A 23,402-nucleotide genomic window follows, 5' to 3' on the forward strand; every position below is an offset into this window, starting at 1 on the left:
GAATTCGTTGGCTGGCCCACGACGACGTCCCACGGGCTCCATCATTTGGCGGTCCTGGAGTCGCCCGCATGAAAACCGTCACTGAATTTCCCCGCAAGGTCGTCGAGTTTCCGGACATGGGCATCGTCATGCCGGATGGCTGCCGGCTGTCGGCGCGGGTGTGGATGCCGGCCGATGCCGCCGACGATCCGATGCCGGCGATCCTCGAGCACCTGCCCTACCGCAAGCGCGACGGCACGATCTTTCGCGATCAGCTGACGCATCCCTATTTCGCCGGCTATGGCTATGCATCGATCCGCGTCGACATGCGCGGCAATGGCGATTCCGAAGGGCTGATGGACGACGAATATTCCGAGCAGGAATTGCAGGACGCCTGCGATGTGATCGCCTGGGCGGCCGCCCAGCCCTGGTGCAACGGCAATGTCGGCATGATGGGTATCTCCTGGGGCGGCTTCAACTGCCTGCAGGTTGCAGCCAAGCAGCCGCCGGCGTTGAAGGCAGTCATCAGCCTGTGCTCGACCGTCGACCGCTATGCCGACGACATCCACTACAAGGGCGGCTGCCTGCTGATCGAGAATTTCGGCTGGGCCTCGACCATGCTGTCCTATTCGTCGCGGCCACCGGACCCGCTGCTGGCCGGCGACAACAAATGGCGCGACCTATGGCTGACCCGGCTGGAGAACCAGCCCTTCCTGGCGCCGCTGTGGCTGAGACACCAGCACCGCGACGCCTATTGGAAGCGCGGTTCGATCTGCGAGGACTATTCCGCCATCCAAGCCGCCGTGCTGTCGATCGGCGGCTGGCATGACGGCTATCGCAATACGGTTTCCTACCTCGCGGCCAATATCGAGGCGCCGGTCAAGGGCATCGTCGGCCCGTGGATCCACAAGTACCCGCATTACGCCGCACCGAAACCAGCGATCGGCTTCCTGCAGGAGGCCTTGCGCTGGTGGGACCGCTGGTTGAAAGGCATCGACACCGGCGTCGAGGCCGACCCGGCCTACCGCGCCTATGTGATGGACAGCGTGCGCCCCGCGCGTTGGCATCCCGAGCGGCCCGGCCGCTGGGTTGCCGAAGCAGACTGGCCATCGCCCAACATCAAGGCTGAGGCGATCGAACTGATCCCGGAAGGCGCCAGGCCTGCAATCGTGGCTTCGCCACAAAGCTGCGGCCTCGCCGGCGGCGAATATTTCCCCTTCACCTTCGGGCCGGAACTGCCCGGCGACCAGCGCCCCGACGATGCGCTGTCGGTGTGTTTCGACCAGCCCCCGCTCGGCGAGGCGATCGACATTGTCGGCGCGCCGGAGGTTTTGATCCAGGTCGCCTCGGATCGACGGCAGGCGAACATCGCGGTGCGGCTGTGCGACGTGCATCCTGACGGCGCATCCGAATTGATCTCCTACGGCGTGCTCAACCTGACGCACCGCAACTCGCATGAATTCCCCGAGGCGCTGGTGCCGGAAGAGATCGTTTTGGCGCGGGTGGTGCTCGACCAATGCGCCTATCGCGTGCCATCAGGCCATCGCCTGCGTATTGCCGTTTCGAACGCCTACTGGCCGATGATCTGGCCATCGCCGGAACCGGTTCGGCTCGACCTGTCGGCGGCTACGCTGAAGCTGCCGCTGCGTCCGCCGGCGCAAGGCGACGAAGTCACGTTCCCTACGTCCGAGGCAGCCGTGCCCTGGGCAACCGAAACGGTCCGTGCCGCCAATTCCGAGCGTCATGTTGATCGCGACGAGAAGACCGGAATCGTCACGCTTTCCATTGTCGACGATTTCGGCGAGGTGCGCGACCTGGAGCATGGCCTCGCCAATGGCAGCGTCGCCCGCGAGACATGGGCGATCCATCCTGACAATCCGCTGTCAGCGTCGGGCAAGACGCACTGGACGCAGACGCTGTCGCGAAATGGATGGTCGGTGCGCACCGAAACGTCAGCCGAAATGCGGTCCGACGCGCAAAGCTTCATGGTTAGCGCCAGAATCGAAGCCTATGAAGGCGAGAAACTGGTTTTCGAGCGCAATTTCGAAGAGAAAATCCCGCGCGCGCTGCTTTGAGCGCTTACGCGGGTTGGTCCAATTGCGACGTACGATTTACGCCACGGCATGTCGCATTCGGTCTTGCTTACGGCGTTCCCTTGCGGTCATTATTCTCCTCACAAGAAATGATAAAAAACGACCACAAGGTCGAACCAACAGAGTGAGGAACTCAACATGTCAAACGAACTGGAATTTCTCAGCCGGCGCGTCGCGTCCGGCAAACTGAGCCGTCGTGATTTTCTCGGCCGGGCGGCAGCGCTCGGCGTCACCGCGATCTTCGCCAACTCGCTGCTTTCGAGTGCGGCGCGCGCCGCGGGTCCGGTCAAGGGGGGCACGCTGAAGGCCGGCCTGGTCGGCGGCGAGTCCACCAACAGCCTCGATCCGGCCCTGTTCATGACGCAGGTGCCGTTCGCCTTCGGCAAGATGTGGGGCGAACTGATCGTCGAGCTTTCCCCGGAAGGCACGCTCGAGAACCGCATCGCCGAGGAGATCGGCTCGTCTGACGACGCCAAGGTCTGGACGCTGAAGATTCGCGACGGCGTCGAATTCCATAACGGCAAGACGGTAACCGCCGAGGACGTCGCCGCCACACTCGAACGCCATTCGGACGAGAAGTCGAAGTCGGGCGCGCTCGGCTACATGAAAGGCATCGAGAGCATCAAGGCCAGCGGCAAGGAAGTCGTGCTGACGCTGAAGGAAGCCAATGCCGACCTGCCCTATCTGCTTAGCGATTACCATTTGATCATCCAGCCCAATGGCGGCAAGGACAAGGCCGACGCCGGCATCTCGGCCGGACCCTACAAGATCACCACCAACGAGCCCGGCGTGCGCCATGGCGGCGAGCGGTTCGCCAATTACTGGCAGGCCGACAAGATGGGCCATGCCGACCAGATCGAGATCATCGTCATCAACGACGCCACGGCGCGCACTTCGGCCTTGCAGGGCGGCCAGGTCAACATGATCAACCGCGTCGAGCCGAAGATCGTCGACCTGATCAAGCGGCTGCCCGGCGTCACCATCCGCAACCATGCGGGTCCTGGCCACTACGTCTTCATCATGCATTGCAACACGGCGCCGTTCGACAACAACGATTTGCGCATGGCGCTGAAGCTGGCGATCGACCGCGAGGAGATGCTCGACAAGATCCTCAGAGGCTATGGCTCGCTCGGCAACGACTTCCCGATCAACTCGGCCTATCCGCTGTTTTCCGAGGACATCGAGCAGCGCAAATACGATCCCGACAAGGCCAAGTTTCATTTCAAGAAGTCGGGCCATGACGGCGCCGTCCTGCTCAGGACATCGGACGTCGCCTTCCCCGGCGCCGTCGATGCCGCGCAGCTGTTCCAGCAAAGCGCGGCCAAGGCCGGCATCACGCTGGAGATCAAGCGCGAGCCGGGCGACGGCTACTGGTCGGAAGTATGGAACAAGCAGCCCTTCTGCGCCTCCTACTGGGGCGGACGCTCGACGCAGGACCAGATGTACTCGACTGCGTACCTGTCGACGGCCGACTGGAACGACACGCGTTTCAAGCGTCCCGAGTTCGACAAGATGGTGCTGGCGGCGCGTGCCGAGCTCGACGAAGCCAAGCGAAAGGCGATGTATCGCGACATGGCGATGCTCGTCCGCGACGAAGGTGGCCTGATCCTGCCGATGTTCAATCAGTTCATCGACGCGACGGGCGCCAAGGTCGCCGGCTGGGTCGACGATCCGCATCAGGAGCTGATGAACGGGTACGCTCTGGCAAAGTGCTGGCTCGAAGCCTGAGCCCGGCCTTGCGGATATGTCCTCACCCATCGTGAAACTGGTGGCCCAGCGCATTGCGCTGGGCATCCTCCTGCTGTTGGCCGTATCGGTCCTGATCTTCGCCGGCACCCAGATCCTGCCCGGCGACGTCGCGCAAGCCATCCTCGGACAGTCGGCGACACCGGAGTCGCTTGCCAATCTGCGCGAGCAGCTCGGCCTCAACGATCCGGCCTTTATCCGCTATTTCCGCTGGCTCGGCGGCGTCGTGACCGGTGATCTCGGCACCGCCATGTCCAGCGGGCAGGATATTGCGACGTCGATCAAGGGGCGGTTGTGGAACACGCTGTTCCTCGCCTTCTGGGCGGCGGTCGTTGCCGTGCCGCTGGCGATCATCCTCGGCCTGATTGCGGTGCGTTACCGCAATGGCTGGGTCGACAAGCTGATCTCCGGACTGGCGCTTGCCTCGACCTCGTTTCCCGAATTCTTCATCGGCTATGTGCTCGTCTATTTCTTTGCCGTGAAATACCAGATCTTCCCCGGCATCTCGACGGTCTATGACGGGATGCCGTTCGGCGAGCGCATGCAGGCGATCATGCTGCCGGCGGCGGCACTGACGCTGGTGGTGCTCGCCCACATGATGCGCATGACGCGCGCCGCGATCCTCAATGTCATGCAATCGGCTTATGTCGAGACGGCGGAGCTCAAGGGGCTTTCGGCATTCGCCGTCATTCGCAGGCATGCCTTCCCCAATGCGATTGCGCCGATCATCAACGTCGTCATGCTCAACCTCGCCTACCTGATCGTCGGCGTCGTCGTTGTCGAAGTGATCTTCGTCTATCCGGGCATGGGGCAGTATCTCGTCGACCACGTCACCAAGCGTGACGTACCGGTGGTGCAGGCGGTCGGCCTGATCTTCGCCGCGGTTTATATCAGCCTGAACATCATTGCGGACATAGCGGCGATCGTCGCCAATCCGCGTCTCAGACATCCGAAGTGAGGGGCGGCGCTGTGCTCGACATAAAACGCATCCCCATCCCTGCGCTGATCGGCCTGGTGCTGACGGCATTGTTCGTGCTGGCGGCGATCTTCGCGCCCTGGATCGCGCCTTACGGCAATGGCGAGATCGTTGGCGACGTCTGGGCACCGATGTCGGCGACACATTTGCTGGGCACCGACAATCTCGGCCGCGACCTTCTTTCGCGCATGATCTACGGCGCCCGCGTCACGCTGTTCATCGCGGTGCTGGCCACCGCGCTGTCCTTCTCGCTCGGCGCCATCCTTGGCTTCTCGGCGGCGGTTTTCGGCGGCTGGTTCGACACGCTTATGTCGCGCCTTGTCGATCTCCTGATGTCTATCCCGACGCTGATCATGGGCCTCGTCGTGCTCTCCGTGCTGCCAACCAATCTGGTGACGCTGATCCTGGTCATGGGCATCCTCGACTCGACCCGCGTCTACCGCCTGTCGCGGGCGGTCGCCGTCGACATCAACGTCATGGATTTCGTCGAGGCGGCCAAGCTGCGCGGCGAAGGCAGCGTGTGGATCATCTTCCGCGAGATCCTGCCCAATGCGTTGTCGCCGCTGGTTTCGGAACTCGGCCTGCGCTTCATCTATGCCGTGCTGTTCCTGTCGACACTGTCCTTCCTCGGCCTCGGCGTGCAGCCGCCTAGCGCCGACTGGGGCGGCATGGTCAAGGAAAACAAGGACGGCATCGTCTTCGGCATCGCGGCGGCGCTCATCCCTGCCGCGGCGATCGCCATGCTGGCGATTTCCGTCAACCTTGTCGCCGACTGGGTGCTCAACCGCACGACGAGCCTGAAGGGAGGGCGCGGGTAATGGCTGACCAGCGAGCAAAGTCCGTGCTGCTCGATATCCGCAATCTGCGCATCGAGGCCACCGTGTTCCCGCCGGGCGAAGCGCCGAAGAACATCGTGCTGGTCCACGACGTCTCGCTGTCGCTCGAGAAGGGCAAGGTGCTCGGCCTGATCGGCGAGTCTGGAGCCGGCAAGTCGACCATCGGCCTGGCGTCGATGGGCTATGGCCGCGGCGGCGTGCGGATCACCGGCGGCGAAGTCATCCTCAACGGCCGCGACATCCTCAAAGGCGGCAAGGAGGGCTTTCGCAAGCTGCGCGGCCGCGAGGTCTGCTATGTCGCGCAATCGGCTGCCGCCGCCTTCAACCCGGCGCACAGGCTGATGGACCAGGTCGTCGAGGCGACGCTGCTGCATGGCACGGCGACACGGGCCGCGGCCGAAAAGCGCGCCATCGCGCTGTTCAAGAAGCTCAGCCTGCCGAACCCCGAAAGCATCGGCGAGCGCTTTCCGCACCAGGTGTCAGGCGGCCAGCTGCAGCGCGTGATGACTGCGATGGCGCTGTGCTCCGAGCCCGACCTGATCGTCTTCGACGAGCCGACCACGGCGCTCGACGTGACGACGCAGATCGACGTGCTGGCGGCGATCAAGGACGCCATCCGCGACACGCATGTCGCGGCGCTGTACATCACTCATGACCTTGCCGTGGTCGCCCAGGTCTCGGACGAGATCATGGTGCTGCGCCATGGCCGGCTGGTAGAATGGGGCGGCACCCGCCAGATCATCAAGGAGCCGCGCCAGGAATATACCAATGCGCTGGTGTCAGTGCACGAGATCGAGCACCAGGAGCAAAGGCCCGGCACGAACCCTTTCCTGTCGGTCAAGAACATCACCGCCGCCTATGGCCGCAGCCATATCAAGGTGCTGAAGAACGTCTCGGTTGACATCTATCCTGGCCAGACGCTGGCGGTGGTCGGCGAGTCCGGCTCGGGCAAGTCGACGCTGGCGCGCGCCATCACCGGCCTTCTGCCGCCCGAACAAGGCACCGTCACCTTCGACGGGCGGCCGCTCGCCAACCGGCTTGCCGATCGGCCCAAGGAGGATCTGCGCCAGTTGCAGATGATCTACCAGATGGCCGACGTGGCGATGAACCCGCGCCAGACCGTCGGCACCATCATCGGCCGGCCGCTCGAATTCTATTTTGGTTTGCGCGGCCGCGAGCGCGACAAGCGCGTCGCCGAATTGCTTGACAAGATCGAAATGGGCAAGGGCTTTGTCGACCGCTACCCGGCCGAGCTTTCCGGTGGCCAGAAGCAGCGCGTCTGCATCGCCCGTTCGCTTGCCGCCAAGCCGAAGCTGATCATCTGCGACGAGGTGACCTCGGCGCTCGACCCGCTGGTCGCCAACGGCATCCTGAAGTTGCTGCTCGAGCTGCAGAAGGAGGAAAACGTCGCCTATCTGTTCATCACCCACGACCTCGCCACGGTGAAGTCGATCGCCGATTCGATCGCAGTGATGTATCGCGGCGAGGTGGTGCGCTACGGCGCGAAGAGCCAGGTGCTGGCGCCGCCTTTCGACGCCTATACCGACCTTTTGTTGTCCTCCGTTCCCGAGATGGAGATCGGCTGGCTGGAAAAGGCGATCAAGGGACGGCGCATGGCCAGCGCGGGGAATTAGCGCGCGGCATCACGATTTGGAAAGAACGCTGCTTCCGTCATCCGGATGAAACGCTGAGCGAAGAGGATCAAACGCGAACGGGCGCCGCTCGTGCAAAGCTGTTCTTCGTGAAAGGGGATCTGGAAAAATGACGACTGAACTCGACCATCTCGCGACCCTCGCCGGCCAGGGTCGGATATCGCGCCGCGACTTCCTCGGCCGCGCCGCAGCCCTTGGCGTATCGGCAGCACTGGCGACGACGCTGGCCGGCAAAGCCTTCGCCCAGACGCCTGTAAAAGGCGGAACGATCAAGGCCGGCCTGCAAGGCGGAGAATCGACCAACAGTCTCGATCCGGCACTCAACCTCAGCCAGGTCACCTACAGTTTCGGCAAGCAGTGGGGCGAATACCTGGTCCGGCTGACCCCCGACAACAAACTGGAAAATCTCATCGCCGAAGAGATCGGTGCATCCTCGGATGCCAAGACGTGGACGATCAAGGTGCGCGACGGCATCGAGTTCCACAATGGCAAGACCGTCACGGCGGAGGATATTGCGGCCACCATCGAACGCCACGCCGACGAGAAATCGAAGTCGGGCGCGCTCGGCGTCCTGAGGAATATCAAGACGGTCAAGGCAAGCGGCAAGGAGGTCATCGTCACGCTCGGCGATGCGGATGCCGACTTCCCCTATCTGATGGCAGACTACCATCTTCCCATCCAGCCGAACGGCGGCAAGGACGATCCGAGTGCCGGCATCAGCGCCGGCCCCTATAAAGTCACCGTCAACCAGCCCGGCGTGCGCCACGGCGGCGAGCGCTTCGCCAATTACTGGCGCGGCGACAAGGCCGGCCATGCCGACCAGATCGAGATCATCGTCATCAACGACGCAACCGCGCGGCTGGCCGCCCTGCAGGGCGGCCAGGTCCACATGATCAACCGCGTCGAGCCGAAGGTGGTGGATCTGGTCAAGCGCATACCCGGAGTCTCCATCGAGAACGTCTCGGGCAAGGGCTACTATCCGTTCAATATGTTCTGCGACACCGCACCTTTCGACAACAACGACCTCAGGATGGCGCTGAAGCTCGCCATCGACCGCAACGAGATGCTGGAGAAAATCCTGCGCGGCTACGGCTCGGTCGGCAACGACTTCCCGATCAACGAAGCCTATCCATTGTTTTCGGCCGACATCGAGCAGCGCAAGTTCGATCCGGAAAAGGCGGCAGCGCTCTACAAGAAATCGGGTCATAGCGGCTCGATCGTGTTGCGCACCTCCGATGTCGCTTTCCCGGGCGCCGTCGACGCAGCCCAGCTTTATCGGCAGTCCTGCGCCAAAGCCGGCATCAAGATCGAGATCAAGCGCGAGCCCGGTGACGGCTACTGGTCAGAGGTCTGGAACAAGCAGCCCTTTTCGCTTTCCTATTGGGGCGGGCGCGCCACGCAGGACCAGATGTATTCCACCGGCTATGTCTCGACCGCCGACTGGAACGACACGCGGTTCAAGCGGCCGGAATTCGACAAGATGCTGTTTGTGGCGCGCGGCGAGCTCGACCAGGCCAAGCGCAAGGCGATCTATCATGATATGGCAGTGCTGATGCGCGACGAGGGCGGGCTAATCGTGCCTTTCTTCAACCAGTTCATCGATGCGGCGGCGACCAACAAGATCGGCGGTTTTGCCAAGAGCCCGATCGGCGAAATGATGGACGGCTATGCCCTGAACGAGTGCTGGCTGGCGGCCTAGCCAAATCCTGCTCCGTTGATTCATATACAAAAGCGCCGTGTGCCCAGTCGGCGCTCCAATCTCAACTGCCAATCGCATGGAGCGGCCCGTGGCGCTCGAGACAAAACTTCTGCTGATCATCCTTGACGGCGTGCCTTATCGCAACTGGCGCCGGCTGATGGGCAATCTCGAAGGCTGGGTGCAATCGGGCGAAGCGCGCGTCTGGAAGATGCGCTCCGTTCTGCCGTCGACCTCGGCCTGCTGCTATGCGTCGATCCATACTGGCGTGGCGCCGCAAGTGCACGGCATCTTGACCAACGAGAACCGGTTCCGCGTTGAGCAACCCGACATATTCTCCGAGGTCAGCAAGGCCGGCGGCAAGACCGGCGCGGTCACTCATTCCTACTGGTCCGAATTCTTCCGGGCCTATCCGTTCGATCTGGTCGAGGACATGGAGTTCGACGAGCCCGGCGGGCCGATCACGCATGGCCGGTTCCACACCATGACCGGCTACAATGCCCGCAACCAGATGACGCCGAGCGACGTCGACCTGTTCGCGACGCTGACCATGCTGACCAGACGCCACGGCATCGACTACGGCATCCTGCACACCTGCACGCTGGACTCGATGGGCCACCGCTTCGGCCATGACTGCCATGAGATGGACCATGCCGTCTATGCGATGGACGGCATGCTCGCCGCCTTCCTGCCGCGCTGGCGGAAAGCCGGCTACGAGGTCATCGTGACCGCCGATCACGGCCAGACCGATCGCGGCCATCATGGCGGCCATGACGACGAGATGCAGGATTTTGCTCTGTATTATTTCGGACAGGGCAACGGGCCGGAGGCCGACACGCTGCTAGACCAGCTGCAGCTTGCGCCGACGGTGCTTGCGCGCCTCGGCGTCCCGGTGCCCGCGACAATGAAGGCCAGGCCGTTCCTCGACTGAGCGCGCGTCTTCCCTTCTCCCCCTTGTGGGAGAAGGTGGATTGTCGCGAAGCGGCAAGACGGATGAGGGGTGTTGGAAGAAACTCGGCGTGAAAATATTGAGGGATTTGAAGCGCTTATTTCTTCGGTGTAGCGATCCGTCCAGCACCCCTCATCCGACCGAGCTTCGCTCGGCCACCTTCTCCCACAGGGGGAGAAGGGAAGAACCTCCCTCTGGCAACACTGCCGCTCTTCGGCTAGCTTTCAGGGAATTCTGGGCGGAAAGCGGTGAACCTTTTTGGGCCGATCAGCGACAGAGCAGACAGGAGCCAGGCGGCTCGATCGGCCATGACGGCAGCGACGGAAACCGATCGTGCGCTTGTCGGCCGGGTCGCGAAGGGCGACCGCGCCGCCGTGCGGCTCCTGTTCATGCGCCACCACGCGCGGGTCTACCGTTTCGTGGTGCGCCAGACCGGATCAGAAATGATGGCCGACGATATCGCCAACGAGGTGTTTCTCGAACTCTGGCGCCAGGCGCCCGGCTTCGAGGGGCGCTCGGAAGTCTCGACGTGGCTGCTCGGCATCGCCCGCTTCAAGGCGCTGTCGTCGTTGCGCAAGAAAAAGGAAGACTGGATCGACGACGATGACGCCGCCCAGATCGCCGACGGCGCCGATACGCCGGAAGTCGTCACCATGAAGGAAGACAAGGGCGCCGCGTTGCGGCGCTTCGTCGATGCCTTGCCGGAAGAACACCGAACGGTGATCGACCTTGCCTACTACCACGGACAGTCGGTGAGCGAGATCGGCGAGGTGCTCGATATCCCGGTCGCCACCGTCAAGACCAGAATGTTCTACGCCCGCAAGAAACTCGGCGAGGCCCTCAAGGCCGCCGGTTACGACAGGGGGTGGCCATGAGCGCCGCTGAAAAGATGTCGCGCCGCGATGAAATGGAAACGCTGCTGCCGTTCTATCTGAATGGCTCGCTGGAAGGTGCAGAGCTCGAAGCCGTCGAGGAATGGCTGGCGACCGACCCGGCAGCGCTTGCCGCACTCGGCGAGGCCGAGGCCGAATTCTCCGGCACCGCTGCATCCAATGAAGCGATCCGTCCGCCGGCCGATGCGCTCAGCCGCTTCGCCCGGGCGCTCGACGCCGAGGCCGGTCCAGCGCGCGCGCCGGCGGCGTCCTGGCTGGCGCAAGCGTGGGGCCGCTTCACGGCAGTTCCCGCCGGCGTCGCCTGGGCTGCGGCCGCGGCTCTGCTGGCGCTTGTTGTGGTGCAGTCGTTTGAGCAGCCTGGCGGCATCGACAGGGATTTCGAAATTGCCGGCCAGCAAGGCGATCTTGCGAAAATGCCGTTCGCGCTGGTCACGTTCCAGCCGGATGCGAAGATGGCCGACATTGTCGCTTTTCTTGGCGAGCACCAGCTGAAGATTGCCGCCGGCCCAACCGCCGAAGGTGTCTTCCGTCTTGGCATCCCGGCCGCGACCGCAGCCGACTATGAAAAAGTGCTCGGCCTGATTGCCGCCCAGCCTTTCGCGGAGGCTGTGGTCGAGGGAAGGAAACCGGTCGATGGCGGCTAGGGCGGTCATCCGATTTGCGGCGCTGCTCGTGGCGGCGATGATAATCGGCGCTGTGCCGGCCTTGGCGCAGACCAATGATCCGAACCTTACGCAGACTGAAATCGACTGCCTCAACCGAGGGGCGACGGCGGCCGACTGCATCAAGCGCGACACAAAGGATGGCAGCGGCGAAAGGCCCGGCGCAGGTCCTGCCGCGACAAATGCGGTGCTTCTTCCCGCGCTGATCGTCGACCTGTTCCCCAATCCGATCGGCGGCGGCCAAGCGCCGCTGCCGACGCCCGATCCGCGCCGCGATCCGGCCAGCGGTGCGTTGCCGCCGCCGGTCCCGCCTGCCGGTGCGACAGCGATACAAGCCGCTGCGGCGGGCGGCCCGATCGTTTCGCCCAGCGATCTCGTCGCGGCCGAGCCGCCGCGCGCCATCGTCGGTGATTTCGTGCCGGACGAGGTGCTGGTGACGGTGGAGGGCGATGCCGTCCAGCAGATCGCCGCCTCCTTTGGCCTCGAGGTGCGCTCGCAGCGCCAGTCTCAGTTGCTCGGCTCCACGCTGGTGCGCTTCGGCATTCCCGATGGCCGCCCGGTCGGCGTCGTGCTGGCGCAGCTTGCCGCCGACGGCCGAGCTTTGCGGCGCGAGCCCAACCATATCTACTCGCTGCAGCAGGCAGCCACCATCGTCAACTATGCCTTCGAGCGCATTGCGCTCGATGCGAAAGGGGCGAGCGGCGAGAACGTGCGCATTGCCGTCGTCGACACCGCCATCGACGACACCAACCCGGCTCTAAGCGGCGTCATCGCCGATCAGTTCGACGCCATGCCCGACGTGCCGATCGAGGCGCGCGATCACGGCACCTCGATCGACGGCCTGATCGCCGGCGTCGGCGCGCTCAAAGGCATGGCGCCGGGCGCCAGGATCTACCACGCCCGCGCCTTCGAGGGCGGCAAATCGACGATGGACGTCATCCTTGCGGCGCTCGACTGGGCGGCGGAGCAGGACGTCCGCATCATCAATATGAGCTTCGTCGGCCCGAAGAACGACCTGCTCGGCGTCGCCTGCCGCAATGCTCGCGCCTTGGGCATCGTGCTGGTCGCCGCCGCCGGCAACAACGGACCGAAGGCGCCCTACGGCTATCCGGCCGCCTTCGACGGCGTCATCGCGGTGACCGCCACCGATGCCAAGAACGGGCTGATGCAGCAGGCCAATCGCGGCGCCTACGTCTTCCTCTCCGCTCCCGGCGTCGAGATGGTGGCGCCGAGCGGCGCCGGTTCGGATGTCGTCACCGGCACCTCGTTTGCCGCAGCGATCGTCACCGGCGCGATCGCCAATCTGCTGCATACCGCACCCGACCGTTCCGCCGACTGGGTCGAGAAAGCGCTGGCCGCCACGGCAAGGGATCTCGGCCCCAAGGGACGAGACAATGATTTCGGCTATGGCCTGCTCAATACCAAGGCGGCCGAGGCGGCGAAAGAATAAGTCTGGCGTGAACGCTTCTGCCGTTTGTGACTTTTGGCTTTCCCGAAGCCACCGATCATATTCAGGCGGCACATAGTGGGTCGGTCCCCGAAATGGAGATCGGGCTGGAAAAGGCGATCAAGGGACCGCGCATGCACAGCGCGGGGAATTAAACACCTTGGTGGCGCTGCCGTTCTCAAAACCACCACGACATGAATCGCCTGAGCTACTTTCGAAACAATCGATCAGAAAGCGTGCAGCAGCGCGACGACCGCCATGTAAACGATGATGAGAGAGCCGACGGTCCAAAAGGTGGCGCGCACTTCGTGGATTTGCGCTGTGAAGTACGCTGCGAAATGCAGCAGACGCGAAACGGCGTAGCCATAATACAGCCATTGGGCTTGGACCAGCGGCGGATCGGTCAGCACATAAAGAGCTCCGGCCATGAAAAAGAACGGCAGGTTTTCCAGATCGTTGAGTTGTATACGGCGAATCCGCTCCACGCGCTCGTCCGGCTGTAACTGTTTGGGATCAGGCGAGGGATTGAACGGTGTCCGCTTGAGATCTTCCGGCGAGCGGAAGCCACTGCTGAACCTCATCATCTGAATGACGGTCAGCCAGGACATTGCCACAGCCTTCAGCCCCATTATCGCTGCTGATATGGCAAACGCCGCAAACACCGGATTTTCGAAACTGAGCTGCTGCATGTCCTCCTCCTCAGTACGGTTCAAAAGCCATGCGACGACTAGGCCGGCGCGCCGGCGACCGATCCCCTGATGACCAGGTCGACCGGCCAGACTTCGCCGCGGGCGCCCTCCTCCAACCCCGAAATCCGCGCCGCCAGCCGCTCGGCGATACGAGCGCCGGCCAAACGGATCGACGAACGCGTCGTCGACAACGGCACCGAAAAATTCTCCGGCTTCAGCCAAGGGAAGACGTCGTCATGGGCGATCAGCGACAGGTCGCCCGGAATGGTCAGGCCGAGATCGCGCACCGCTCGCACGACGCCGAGCGCCATGATCAGGCTGGAGCAGGCGATCGCGGTCGGCGCATCGCTTTGCTCAAGTAAGCGCCTGGCGGTGCGGTAGCCATTCTCCTCGGTCATGGCGAGGGAACAGACGTCGCCTTCGCCAAGCGCCAGACCGCTTGCCGCCAGCGCTCGGCGCACACCACGCTCGCGGTGAATGGCGAAGGTCTCGCGGCCGTCGCCGTTGATCAGCGCCAGCCGCCGGTGACCGAGTTGGACGAGCAACCGTGCCGCCTCGTGGAAGGCGCCCTCATTGTCGATGTCGGTGAAAGGGTAATCGAAATCGAGCCCTTCACTGCGGCCATGGACGATAAAGGGGATGCCGAGCGTGCTGGCCAGCGCCACCCGCCGGTCGGCCGGCCTCGGCGAGGAGATGTAGACGGCGTCGACCTGCCGGTTGGCGACGATGCGCCGATAGGTCGTCTCCTGATCGTCGGCATCGGCGGGGGACAGCACCAGGTCGAGTTCGTGCGAACGGGCGTAGTCGCCGAGACCGGAGAGGAATTCGACGAAATGCGGGTCGATGTCGACGGCCGCCCCGGTCGGCAAGACATAACCGATCATCCCGGTCTTGCCGGTAGCCAGCCGACGCGCGCTCGGGTTGGGGCGATAGCCGTGGCGCTTGGCGGCGTCGATCACCCGCCGGCGCGTTTCCTCGTTGACTTCCGGGTAGCCGTTCAGCGCGCGGCTTACCGTGGTCTGCGAAAGCGCCAGCATGTGGGAAAGCTGTTTGAGGTTCACCGGAGGCCTCCAAGCCTCAAAGCGCTTTAACTATGGGTCGCTCGCGCCACAGCGGCAAGCGCTACCGATGCGAATATCATAAGCACCCTTTCTAACCGGTTTGAAGCAAAATTTGCTGTTGCAGCGCCCAAAATGGTGCTGCAGCGCACTGTGTTTGCTCTTGTGGCCGTGAAATTAAATCGATTAGTTTACCAGTCTCTTGACTTCTGATTAATTCAGTGGCGTGATTGCAAAGACCAAAGCGCTTTGGAAGACTCTTCGAAAGGTTGCGGTTCCTTTCCGAGTGAGTCACAGTCCTGCTGCGTCGGCGGACGGAATGGAGGTTCCGTCCGGTGCCTGTCACCACTGGGAGGGAATACCAATGAGGAAAATGCTTCTGCTGAGCGCCGCCTTTGTCGCGCTCGCCCTGGGCGCACCGGCGCAAGCCGAACTGAAGTTCAAGCCGGGCGAAGACCCCCGCTTCAACTGGGCGAATTACGAAGAGCTCAAGAAAGTCGACCTTAAGGGCGAGACGCTGTCGATCTTCGGGCCATGGCGCGGCGAGGACGAGGGCCTCATCCGCACCGTTCTCGACTATTTCTCGGAAGCCACCGGCGCCGAGGTCAAATACTCCTCGTCGGAAAATTACGAACAGCAGATCGTCATCGACACGCAGGCCGGCAGCCCGTCCAACATCGCCGTGCTGCCGCAGCCGGGCCTGATCCAGGATCTGGCGTCCAAGGGCCTGCTGACGCCGCTCGGCGACGACACCGCCAACTGGATCAAGGACAATTACGGCGCCGGCCAGTCATGGGTCGATCTCGGCACCTTCAAGGACAAGGATGGCAAGCCGGGCTTTTTCGCCTTCCCCTACAAGGCCGACGTGAAATCGCTGGTCTGGTACTCGCCGGACAATTTCGAGGAAGCCGACTACGAGGTGCCGAAGACGCAGGAAGAGCTCGCCGAGCTCGAAAAGCAGATCATTGCCGACGGCGGCACGCCATGGTGCATCGGGCTCGGTTCTGGCGGCGCCACCGGCTGGCCGGCGACCGACTGGGTCGAGGACATCATGCTGCGCACCCAGACGCCCGAGACCTACGACAAGTGGGTGAAGAACGAGATTCCGTTCAACGACCCCGCGGTGGTCAACGCCATCGACATTTTCGGCAAGATCGCGACCGACGACGAGATGGTCGACGGCGGCGCCAAGGCGGTGGCGGCGACCGATTTTCGCGACAGCCCGAAAGGCCTGTTCTCGGTGCCGCCGAAATGCTATTTGCACCACCAGGCGTCGTTCATCCCAACCTTCTTCCCGGAAGGCACCGAGATCGGCCAGGACGCCGATTTCTTCTACTTCCCACCTTACGCTGCCAAGCCCGACCTCGGCACCCCGGTTCTCGGCGCCGGCACGCTGGCCATGATCACCAAGGATAGCAAGAGTGCCCGCGCGTTCATCGAATTCCTGAAGATGCCGCTCGCCCATGAGATCTGGATGGCCCAGGGCGGCTTTGTGACGCCGTTCAAGTCGGTCAACAAGGACGCCTATGCCAGCGACGCGCTGAAGAAGCAGGGCGAAATCCTAGCCGAGGCCTCGACCTTCCGCTTCGACGGGTCCGACCTGATGCCGGGCAAGATCGGCGCCGGCGCCTTCTGGACCGGCATGATCGATCTCGTCGGCGGCAAGTCCGCCCAGGATGTCGCCACCGACATCCAGAAGAGCTGGGACGCGATCAAGTAGGCGGTCCCGGCTGAACGTCCGATCCTGCATGGATCCGGGCCTCGATGGCCCGGATCCGACCGGCGGCCCGCACAGCAGCAATTTTTATGAGCACATTTCGGCATGACGCGCGACCAGCAAGTGCAAAACCCTGCCTTGCCAATAACTGAATCGGCCTGTGATCGCATCGCCAAAGTCATTCCCGACTGGCGGATCATGCGCAGAGGGAGGGACCCGTGGCGGCTCAGATTTTCTCGGCCATATTCGTCATCGTCATCGGCGTCGGCGGCTGCGTCGCCTATTTCTGGGGCGCCAACAAGCTGGTGGACATCATCTTCCCGTCGCGCGGCGTTGCCGGTGCGGCGGCCATCGACAATCTGCGCCGGCAGGGGATGATCCGGCCGTGGCTGTTCGTCGGCCCGGCCATGATCATCCTCACAATCTACCTGATCTACCCGGTCGTGGAGACGCTGAGGCTGTCGTTCCTCGATCGCGGTGGCGCCAATTTCGTCGGCTTCGCCAATTATGAATGGGCCTTCGGCGACCGCGAATTCCGCACCTCCATCCTCAACAACATCATCTGGCTGGCGGTCGTGCCTGCCGCCTGCACCTTCCTCGGGCTGATCATCGCCGTCCTCACCGACAAGATCTGGTGGGGCACCATCGCCAAGAGCCTCATCTTCCTGCCGCTGGCCATCTCGTTCGTCGGCGCCAGCGTCATCTGGAAGTTCATCTACGAGTATCGTGGTGCTGGCCAGACGCAGATCGGTCTGCTCAACGCCATCATCCAATATTTCGGCGGCCAGCCGCAGGTCTGGATATCGCTGCCGTTCTGGAACAATTTCTTCCTGATGATCATCCTGATCTGGATCCAGACCGGCTTTGCCATGGTCATCCTGTCCTCTGCCTTGCGGGGCATTCCCGAGGAGACGCTGGAGGCGGCCGTCATCGACGGCGCCAATCCGTTCCAGATCTTCTGGAAGATCATGGTGCCGCAGATCTGGGGAACGATCGCCGTCGTCTGGACCACCATCACCATCTTGGTGCTGAAGGTTTTCGACATCGTGCTGACGATGACCAACGGCCAATGGAACAGCCAGGTGCTGGCCAATCTGATGTTCGACTGGATGTTCCGCGGCGGCGGCGATTTCGGCCGTGGCGCCACCATCGCCATCATCATCATGATCGCGGTCATTCCGATCATGATCTGGAACATCCGCCAGGCCAACAAAGAGACGGGAGGACATTGAGATGGCCGTCTCGACCGGAAAGTCCTTTGCCAGCCGTTTCGGCGTCCATATCGCGGTCTTCCTCTTCGTCGCGATCTGGACGATCCCGACGCTCGGCATTCTCGTCTCGTCGCTGCGCGACAAGGACCAGATCATCGCCTCGGGCTGGTGGAACTCGTTCGCCAGTTCCACGCAGACGGAAGCGGGGCGGCTGCCACCCGCCTCGGCGCAAGTCGAGAAGGACGGCAAGTTCGTCCTCGAGGGCAACATCTTCGGCGATGATCCGGCCCGCGACATCAGCGCCTTTGGCGTCAAGTCGTCGGCGCCGACGCAATATCCCGCCGGCACCACAGCCGATCTCGGTGACGGCGAGACCTTGCAGCTCAACCCCGACGGCAGTTTCGTCATGACCTCGACCAAGCCGTTCGAGGGCGAGCGTGGCCAGCGCGTCTACTACGCCTCGTCGGCGCCGCCGAAATTCACCACCGACAATTACAATACGGTGCTGTTTTCGGAAGGCATCGGCCGCTCCTTCATGAATTCGCTGACCGTCACCATTCCGGCGACCGTCATCCCGATCCTGATCGCGGCGTTCGCGGCCTATGCGCTGGCCTGGATGCGCTTTCCCGGCCGGGCGTTGCTCATAGCGGTGATCATCGGGCTCCTGGTCGTGCCGCTGCAGATGTCGTTGATCCCGCTGCTGAAGCTTTACAACGGCGTCGGCAGCTTCTTCGGCGTGCCGTCGAAAACCTATCTCGGCATCTGGCTGGCGCATACCGGCTTCGGCCTGCCCTTCGCCATCTATCTCTTGAGAAGCTACATTGCCGGCCTGCCACGAGAAATCATGGAATCGGCGCGCATCGACGGCGCCAGCGATTTCGAGATCTTCGTCAAGATCGTGCTGCCGCTGTCGTTCCCGGTGCTGGCCTCTTTCGCCATCTTCCAGTTCCTGTGGGTGTGGAACGATCTGCTGGTCGCGATGGTTTTCCTCGGCACCGAGGGCGACCAGATCGTGCTGACCGCCAAGCTCAACGCGTTGCTCGGCTCGCGCGGCGGCGACTGGGAGATCCTGACGACATCGGCCTTCATCACCATTGTCGTGCCGCTGATCGTGTTCTTCTCGCTGCAGCGCTATTTCGTCCGCGGGCTGCTCGCCGGCTCGGTGAAGGGAGGCTGAGATCATGCAATCCGCTGTGAAAGCGACGTTGAGTCCCGACTTCGCCGTCGACCGCGACTGGTGGCGAGGTGCCGTGATCTACCAGATCTATCCGCGCAGCTATCAGGACTCGAACGGCGACGGCATCGGCGACCTCAGGGGCATCATCGGCAGGCTGCCCTATATCGCGGCGCTCGGCGTCGATGCCATCTGGATCTCGCCGTTCTTCAAGTCGCCGATGAAGGATTTCGGCTACGACGTGTCCGACTATTGCGACGTCGATCCGATGTTCGGCACGCTGGCCGATTTCGACGCTCTGACCGCCGAGGCGCACAGGCTCGGGCTCAAGGTGATGATCGACGAGGTGCTGTCGCATACCGCCGACATCCATCCGTGGTTCAAGGAAAGCCGCTCGAGCCGCACCAACCCGAAGGCCGACTGGTATGTCTGGGCCGACGCCAGGCCCGACGGCACGCCACCCAACAACTGGCTGTCGATCTTCGGAGGTTCGGCCTGGCAGTGGGACACCAGCCGCCAGCAACATTACCTGCATAATTTCCTGGCCGAGCAGCCCGATCTCAACTTCCACAGCCGCGCAGTCCAGGACGCGCTGCTCGATGTCACCCGCTTCTGGCTGGAGCGCGGCGTCGACGGTTTCCGCCTCGACACCATCAATTTCTACTTCCACAGCCAGGGCCTCGAGGACAATCCGCCGCTGCCGCCCGAACAGCGCAACGACCAGACCGCTCCTTCCGTCAACCCCTACAACTACCAGGACCATCTCTACGACAAGAGCCGCCCCGAAAACCTTGGCTTCCTCGAACGCTTCCGCGCCCTGCTCGACGAATATCCGGCGACGGCGGCGGTTGGCGAAGTCGGCGATTCGCAGCGCGGACTGGAGGTGGTGGCGGCCTATACCGCCGGCAGCAAGCGCGTGCACATGTGCTATTCATTCGACTTCCTGGCGCCCGAAAAGATCAGCGCGGCAAAGGTGCGTTCGGTGCTGGAAGCCTTTGGCGAGGTCGCCAGCGACGGCTGGTCGTGCTGGGCCTTCTCCAACCATGACGTGATGCGCACTGCCTCGCGCTGGGCGGCCGGCGAGGCCGACCAGACCGCTTATCTCAAGGTGATCTCGGCGCTGCTGATGTCGCTGCGCGGCTCGGTCTGCATCTACCAGGGCGAGGAACTCGGTCTTGGCGAAGCGGAATTGCAATTCGAGGATCTGCAGGACCCCTACGGCATCCGGTTCTGGCCGGAATTCAAGGGCCGCGACGGCTGCCGCACGCCGATGGTCTGGAATGGCGCCGACGGCAATGGCGGCTTCTCCACGGCAAAGCCCTGGCTGCCCGTGCCTGCCAAGCACCTTTCGCAGGCGGTCGATGTGCAGCAGGGCGACGACAACTCGCTGCTCGAACACTACCGGCGCTTTCTCGCTTTCCGCCGCCTGTATCCGGCGCTGGCCAAGGGCGAGATCGAGTTCATCGAAAGCCACGGCGATACGGTCGCCTTCACGCGCCGCGAGGGCAATGAGCAGATCGTCTGCGCCTTCAATCTCGGCAGCCGACCGGCCGAAGTCAATCTCGGCGGACGCTCGCTGCAGCCCTTGCCGGGGCACGGGTTTTCGGGACAGACTGACGCCGGCTTTATCCGCCTCGGCGGCTACGGCGCCTGGTTCGGGCGTATCGACTGAATTTGCAATTCACTGGAGGGAACCCATGGCCGATGTCACGCTAAGGCAAGTGAAGAAATCATACGGCAATCTCAACATTCTCCATGGCATCGACCTCGACATAAAGTCGGGCGAGTTCATCGTCTTCGTCGGCCCTTCGGGCTGTGGCAAGTCGACCTTGCTGCGGTCGATCGCCGGGCTTGAGGAAATCACCTCCGGCGAGCTCAAGATCGACGGCGAGGTGGTGAACGACGTGCCGCCGTCGAAGCGCGGCATCGCCATGGTGTTCCAGTCCTATGCGCTCTATCCGCACATGACTGTCTACGACAACATGGCGTTCTCGATGAAGATCGGCAAGGAGAGCAAGGCCGAGATCGACAAGCGGGTGCGCCAGGCGGCGGAAATCCTGCAGCTGACCAAATATCTCGACCGCCTGCCCAAGGCGATGTCGGGCGGCCAGCGCCAGCGCGTCGCCATCGGCCGCGCCATCGTGCGCAACCCCAAGGTCTTCCTGTTCGACGAGCCGCTGTCGAACCTCGACGCGGCGCTGCGCGTCGCCACCCGCATCGAGATCGCCAAGCTCAAGGAATCGATGCCTGCTACAACGATGATCTACGTCACCCACGACCAGGTCGAGGCGATGACGCTGGCCGACCGCATCGTGGTGCTCAAGGAGGGCCATATCGAGCAGGTCGGCACGCCGATGGAGCTCTACAAGAGACCCGGCAATCTGTTCGTCGCCCAGTTCATCGGCTCGCCGGCCATGAACATCCTGCCGGCGACGATCGACAAATCAGGCGACCCGACCATCGTCAGTCATGTCGGCGGGCGCAAGGCGACGGTGCCGATCGCCACGCCGGCGTCGGTGAAGGGCGCTTCGGTGAGCTTCGGCGTGCGGCCGGAAGATCTGACGATCGCCACCGGTGCGGATTATCTTTTCGAGGGAACGGTGGATTATGTCGAGCAACTCGGCGAGGTCCAGCTCGTCTATGTCGACATCGGCCGCGCCGACCTGCCGCTGGTCACCAAGCTGCCAGGCAATGTCGGGGTCAAGCGCGGCGCTGCGCTGCGGTTGAATGCCGATGCCGGCGACCTGCATATTTTCGATGCCGACGGACATTCATTCACGCTCCACAAAGCGGAAGCAAAGGCAGCCTGAGAGCAGCAGCCGAACTGATGGATGTTTGGTGACCCAAAAACGAGAGCGGCGGGCAAAGCCGCCACTCTTGTGCGTTCCGGTCGCTGTTAGAGCGACGTGCGTCCAAGTGGACGCACAAAGGTACGCTCCAACACTTTAACCCTGCGCATCGTGCTTTCCGAAAATCGGAACCGATTTTCGGGCCGATGCGCTAGCGGCCGAACAGGTTCCGGTCGCTGCCCTGCGGGGCGGACTTCTGTACGTCGCCCGATGAGTTGAGCAGCTTGTAGACCGGCGAGCCGGTATTGCGTACCGAAGAAGTCTGCGTGTTGTCGACGTTGATGGTCGCCTGCTTGTTGATGTCGGTTCTGCCAAAGTTGTCGCTACCGGCAAAAGCGCCGCCCGCAGCAATCAAAAGCGCGGCGGCGGTAAGAACGATCTTCTTCATTTTCAAAATTCCTGGATTTTCTTGGTTCCGCCAGCCCGGCGGGCAAATGCCGCCGCCGCTGTTGGAACGAACTGTTAGTTGTTGCCGAACAGGTTACGGTCGCTGCCGTTGACGGGTTTCTCGTCAGCCGGAACCGGATTCTGCGCCGAAGCCGAATTCCGAAACGAAGCCGTGTACGAGTTGCTGTCGACCGCAGCGGCCGGCTGGTTGGCGCCGTTCGATCCAAAGTTGTCGCTGCCGGCAAAAGCGCTGCCGGAGATGGCCACAATGGCGGCGGTGGCAAGAATGAGCTTCTTCATTTCAAATACTCCTGAGTTCCTCAGATCCCGAGCGGCGGACCGCCACTTTGCTGTTTGGGACCAGCTGTTAATTGTTGCCGAAAAGGTTGCGGTTGGCGCCCTGGCCAACGGGCTGCTTTTCAGCGTGAGCCGGCGTCTGGACAGAGGCCGTATACGAGCTGTCGACCGCGACGGCCGGCTGGTTGGCGGCGTTGGACCCATAATGGTCGCTGCCGGCAAAGGCGCTGCCGGTGATGGCCAGAGCGGCGACGGCAGCAAGAGCGATCTTTTTCATTTTAGTACTCCAGTATCTTGGTCTTCAGTCCGTCTAGCGGCGTGTCTTGGGAGGATGCGCGCGTCGTTCGGATAGCCCCGATGTGGGAAGGCCATTCGGCGGATTCCAATCACGAAGTTGTTCCGTGTGGAACAAGAATCTACACCTTGAAATTGTACCAGAGGCATCTACCACTATGGTTTTATGGTTCGTTTCAATATCTTATGCCAAATTTGCCGTTCGACGATTTGACGGATTGGCGGATCTGCGTTCACTGCGTGCTGCACGCATTGTCAACAGAAACGAACCGTTCGGTTCGATTTTAGAAGCGGCTAATAGTCACTTTTGTAAACTGTTAACCTTCCTGGTCTCCGCCGCGGGTCGGTTTCGATGTCACGGCAGCCGACAATGGCCGCCGACAAAGCGGGTTTCAGCCCTGCAGATAAAAACCTGCAGGTTTCGCCGGCGGTGTCGCGCCGCATGGATACGATGTCGCTTTCATGCCGGCAGTCAGCCGGCCGGCATGATTAGATCACGCCATCTCAGGTGCCGCTTGGTGACGACGAAGCGGAGAATTGGGAAGCCGGTCAGAACCCGGCGCTGCCCCCGCAACGGTGGTGGAGTTCAAGTCGCAACGGGAGACCACTGGGCCACAAGCCTGGGAAGGTGTCGCGACGAGTCCGCAAGGACACTCCAGAGCCCGGAAACCAGCCCGAGATTTTCAGACTCGACTGATCGCGGTGGGCGGTCAAGAGGTGGATGATGCACGTCCGGCCCTGTCGCCGGCGTGCAAACGGTCCTCCCTCCATCACCACCAGTTCAGTCCTTACACGAG

The 23,402-nt window shown here is 62.7% G+C and carries 21 protein-coding genes and 1 riboswitch; of the genes, 16 read left to right on the top strand and 5 right to left on the bottom strand.

Annotated features, from left to right (window positions below; translation table 11 throughout):
* Nucleotides 1-68: 68 nt before the first annotated feature.
* From AC0L2M_RS25745 to AC0L2M_RS25790, 10 genes are all read left to right on the top strand, one after another.
* Nucleotides 69-2,054 carry a CocE/NonD family hydrolase gene (locus tag AC0L2M_RS25745; RefSeq protein WP_473536251.1) on the top strand — a complete coding sequence of 662 codons (1,986 nt, stop codon included), beginning with the start codon at nucleotides 69-71 and terminating at the stop codon, nucleotides 2,052-2,054.
* Nucleotides 2,055-2,210: 156 nt separating this feature from the next.
* Nucleotides 2,211-3,800, top strand: a complete 1,590-nt coding sequence (locus AC0L2M_RS25750) for an ABC transporter substrate-binding protein (RefSeq protein WP_473536252.1) — start codon at nucleotides 2,211-2,213, stop codon at nucleotides 3,798-3,800.
* A 16-nt stretch (nucleotides 3,801-3,816) separates the two neighbouring features.
* Nucleotides 3,817-4,776: an ABC transporter permease gene (locus AC0L2M_RS25755; RefSeq protein WP_023796836.1), complete on the top strand. Its 960-nt coding sequence runs from the start codon at nucleotides 3,817-3,819 to the stop codon at nucleotides 4,774-4,776.
* Nucleotides 4,777-4,787: 11 nt separating this feature from the next.
* Nucleotides 4,788-5,612, top strand: a complete 825-nt coding sequence (locus tag AC0L2M_RS25760; RefSeq protein ID WP_128244537.1) for an ABC transporter permease — start codon at nucleotides 4,788-4,790, stop codon at nucleotides 5,610-5,612.
* Nucleotides 5,612-7,264, top strand: a complete 1,653-nt coding sequence (locus AC0L2M_RS25765) for an ABC transporter ATP-binding protein (protein ID WP_128244538.1) — start codon at nucleotides 5,612-5,614, stop codon at nucleotides 7,262-7,264. The genes AC0L2M_RS25760 and AC0L2M_RS25765 overlap by 1 nt, the downstream gene beginning before the upstream one ends.
* Nucleotides 7,265-7,391: 127 nt before the next feature.
* Nucleotides 7,392-8,981 carry an ABC transporter substrate-binding protein gene (locus AC0L2M_RS25770; RefSeq protein WP_473536253.1) on the top strand — a complete coding sequence of 530 codons (1,590 nt, stop codon included), beginning with the start codon at nucleotides 7,392-7,394 and terminating at the stop codon, nucleotides 8,979-8,981.
* Nucleotides 8,982-9,069: 88 nt separating this feature from the next.
* Nucleotides 9,070-9,909 carry an alkaline phosphatase family protein gene (locus tag AC0L2M_RS25775; RefSeq protein ID WP_128171039.1) on the top strand — a complete coding sequence of 280 codons (840 nt, stop codon included), beginning with the start codon at nucleotides 9,070-9,072 and terminating at the stop codon, nucleotides 9,907-9,909.
* 326 nt (nucleotides 9,910-10,235) lie between these two features.
* Complete coding sequence (locus AC0L2M_RS25780; RefSeq protein WP_473536254.1) at nucleotides 10,236-10,802, top strand: sigma-70 family RNA polymerase sigma factor; 567 nt, start codon at nucleotides 10,236-10,238, stop codon at nucleotides 10,800-10,802.
* Entirely contained in the window at nucleotides 10,799-11,464 is a 666-nt protein-coding gene (locus tag AC0L2M_RS25785) for an anti-sigma factor (protein WP_473536255.1), read from the top strand. Before AC0L2M_RS25780 ends, AC0L2M_RS25785 begins: the two co-directional genes overlap by 4 nt.
* The gene (locus AC0L2M_RS25790; RefSeq protein ID WP_473536256.1) at nucleotides 11,454-12,932 is read left to right on the top strand and encodes a S8 family serine peptidase; all 1,479 of its coding nucleotides are present in this window, start codon (nucleotides 11,454-11,456) and stop codon (nucleotides 12,930-12,932) included. The genes AC0L2M_RS25785 and AC0L2M_RS25790 overlap by 11 nt, the downstream gene beginning before the upstream one ends.
* 224 nt (nucleotides 12,933-13,156) lie before the next feature.
* Here AC0L2M_RS25790 and AC0L2M_RS25795 read toward each other — a convergent pair whose 3' ends face one another.
* Both AC0L2M_RS25795 and AC0L2M_RS25800 read right to left on the bottom strand, forming a co-directional pair.
* Nucleotides 13,157-13,618, bottom strand: coding sequence for an MAPEG family protein (locus AC0L2M_RS25795; RefSeq protein WP_287063932.1), 462 nt, complete (start codon nucleotides 13,616-13,618; stop codon nucleotides 13,157-13,159).
* A gap of 38 nt (nucleotides 13,619-13,656) precedes the next feature.
* The gene (locus AC0L2M_RS25800; RefSeq protein WP_473536257.1) at nucleotides 13,657-14,679 is read right to left on the bottom strand and encodes a substrate-binding domain-containing protein; all 1,023 of its coding nucleotides are present in this window, start codon (nucleotides 14,677-14,679) and stop codon (nucleotides 13,657-13,659) included.
* A 361-nt stretch (nucleotides 14,680-15,040) separates the two neighbouring features.
* On the opposite strand from AC0L2M_RS25800, the gene AC0L2M_RS25805 reads away from it, so the two are divergent.
* From AC0L2M_RS25805 to AC0L2M_RS25825, 5 genes are all read left to right on the top strand, one after another.
* Nucleotides 15,041-16,396, top strand: a complete 1,356-nt coding sequence (locus AC0L2M_RS25805; RefSeq protein ID WP_473536258.1) for an ABC transporter substrate-binding protein — start codon at nucleotides 15,041-15,043, stop codon at nucleotides 16,394-16,396.
* A 215-nt stretch (nucleotides 16,397-16,611) separates the two neighbouring features.
* Nucleotides 16,612-17,625 (top strand): carbohydrate ABC transporter permease, encoded by a 1,014-nt coding sequence (locus tag AC0L2M_RS25810; protein ID WP_236377932.1) that lies wholly within the window; start codon nucleotides 16,612-16,614, stop codon nucleotides 17,623-17,625.
* 1 nt (nucleotide 17,626) lies between these two features.
* Nucleotides 17,627-18,781: a carbohydrate ABC transporter permease gene (locus AC0L2M_RS25815; RefSeq protein WP_027151438.1), complete on the top strand. Its 1,155-nt coding sequence runs from the start codon at nucleotides 17,627-17,629 to the stop codon at nucleotides 18,779-18,781.
* A 4-nt stretch (nucleotides 18,782-18,785) separates the two neighbouring features.
* Nucleotides 18,786-20,450, top strand: coding sequence for a beta-galactosidase BglA (bglA, locus tag AC0L2M_RS25820; RefSeq protein WP_473536259.1), 1,665 nt, complete (start codon nucleotides 18,786-18,788; stop codon nucleotides 20,448-20,450).
* 25 nt (nucleotides 20,451-20,475) lie between these two features.
* Nucleotides 20,476-21,588: an ABC transporter ATP-binding protein gene (locus tag AC0L2M_RS25825; protein WP_023796851.1), complete on the top strand. Its 1,113-nt coding sequence runs from the start codon at nucleotides 20,476-20,478 to the stop codon at nucleotides 21,586-21,588.
* A gap of 190 nt (nucleotides 21,589-21,778) precedes the next feature.
* On the opposite strand, the gene AC0L2M_RS25830 is transcribed toward AC0L2M_RS25825, so the two are convergent.
* From AC0L2M_RS25830 to AC0L2M_RS25840, 3 genes are all read right to left on the bottom strand, one after another.
* A complete protein-coding gene (locus tag AC0L2M_RS25830; protein ID WP_023796852.1) occupies nucleotides 21,779-22,015 on the bottom strand; it encodes a DUF680 domain-containing protein in 237 nt (78 codons plus the stop codon).
* Between the two features lie 74 nt (nucleotides 22,016-22,089).
* On the bottom strand, nucleotides 22,090-22,314 hold the full coding sequence (locus AC0L2M_RS25835) for a DUF680 domain-containing protein (protein WP_473536260.1): 225 nt from the start codon (nucleotides 22,312-22,314) through the stop codon (nucleotides 22,090-22,092).
* Nucleotides 22,315-22,381: 67 nt separating this feature from the next.
* Nucleotides 22,382-22,588 (bottom strand): DUF680 domain-containing protein, encoded by a 207-nt coding sequence (locus AC0L2M_RS25840; protein ID WP_473536261.1) that lies wholly within the window; start codon nucleotides 22,586-22,588, stop codon nucleotides 22,382-22,384.
* Nucleotides 22,589-22,975: 387 nt separating this feature from the next.
* Between AC0L2M_RS25840 and AC0L2M_RS25845 the strand changes: the two genes are divergently transcribed.
* A complete protein-coding gene (locus AC0L2M_RS25845; RefSeq protein WP_473536262.1) occupies nucleotides 22,976-23,098 on the top strand; it encodes a hypothetical protein in 123 nt (40 codons plus the stop codon).
* Nucleotides 23,095-23,297, top strand: a riboswitch (cobalamin riboswitch). (Overlaps the previous gene by 4 nt.)
* Nucleotides 23,298-23,402: the final 105 nt, after the last annotated feature.

Source organism: Mesorhizobium sp. WSM4806 (assembly GCF_055811635.1).

Bases quoted from the DNA above. Each gene is read 5' to 3' on its own strand.
- AC0L2M_RS25745 (WP_473536251.1), top strand. From the start codon at position 69: ATGAAAACCGTCACTGAATTTCCCCGCAAGGTCGTCGAGTTTCCGGAC.
- AC0L2M_RS25750 (WP_473536252.1), top strand. From the start codon at position 2,211: ATGTCAAACGAACTGGAATTTCTCAGCCGGCGCGTCGCGTCCGGCAAA.
- AC0L2M_RS25755 (WP_023796836.1), top strand. From the start codon at position 3,817: ATGTCCTCACCCATCGTGAAACTGGTGGCCCAGCGCATTGCGCTGGGC.
- AC0L2M_RS25765 (WP_128244538.1), top strand. From the start codon at position 5,612: ATGGCTGACCAGCGAGCAAAGTCCGTGCTGCTCGATATCCGCAATCTG.
- AC0L2M_RS25770 (WP_473536253.1), top strand. From the start codon at position 7,392: ATGACGACTGAACTCGACCATCTCGCGACCCTCGCCGGCCAGGGTCGG.
- AC0L2M_RS25780 (WP_473536254.1), top strand. From the start codon at position 10,236: ATGACGGCAGCGACGGAAACCGATCGTGCGCTTGTCGGCCGGGTCGCG.
- AC0L2M_RS25785 (WP_473536255.1), top strand. From the start codon at position 10,799: ATGAGCGCCGCTGAAAAGATGTCGCGCCGCGATGAAATGGAAACGCTG.
- AC0L2M_RS25790 (WP_473536256.1), top strand. From the start codon at position 11,454: ATGGCGGCTAGGGCGGTCATCCGATTTGCGGCGCTGCTCGTGGCGGCG.
- AC0L2M_RS25795 (WP_287063932.1), bottom strand. From the start codon at position 13,618: ATGCAGCAGCTCAGTTTCGAAAATCCGGTGTTTGCGGCGTTTGCCATA.
- AC0L2M_RS25805 (WP_473536258.1), top strand. From the start codon at position 15,041: ATGAGGAAAATGCTTCTGCTGAGCGCCGCCTTTGTCGCGCTCGCCCTG.
- AC0L2M_RS25815 (WP_027151438.1), top strand. From the start codon at position 17,627: ATGGCCGTCTCGACCGGAAAGTCCTTTGCCAGCCGTTTCGGCGTCCAT.
- bglA (WP_473536259.1), top strand. From the start codon at position 18,786: ATGCAATCCGCTGTGAAAGCGACGTTGAGTCCCGACTTCGCCGTCGAC.
- AC0L2M_RS25825 (WP_023796851.1), top strand. From the start codon at position 20,476: ATGGCCGATGTCACGCTAAGGCAAGTGAAGAAATCATACGGCAATCTC.
- AC0L2M_RS25830 (WP_023796852.1), bottom strand. From the start codon at position 22,015: ATGAAGAAGATCGTTCTTACCGCCGCCGCGCTTTTGATTGCTGCGGGC.
- AC0L2M_RS25835 (WP_473536260.1), bottom strand. From the start codon at position 22,314: ATGAAGAAGCTCATTCTTGCCACCGCCGCCATTGTGGCCATCTCCGGC.
- AC0L2M_RS25840 (WP_473536261.1), bottom strand. From the start codon at position 22,588: ATGAAAAAGATCGCTCTTGCTGCCGTCGCCGCTCTGGCCATCACCGGC.
- AC0L2M_RS25845 (WP_473536262.1), top strand. From the start codon at position 22,976: ATGGCCGCCGACAAAGCGGGTTTCAGCCCTGCAGATAAAAACCTGCAG.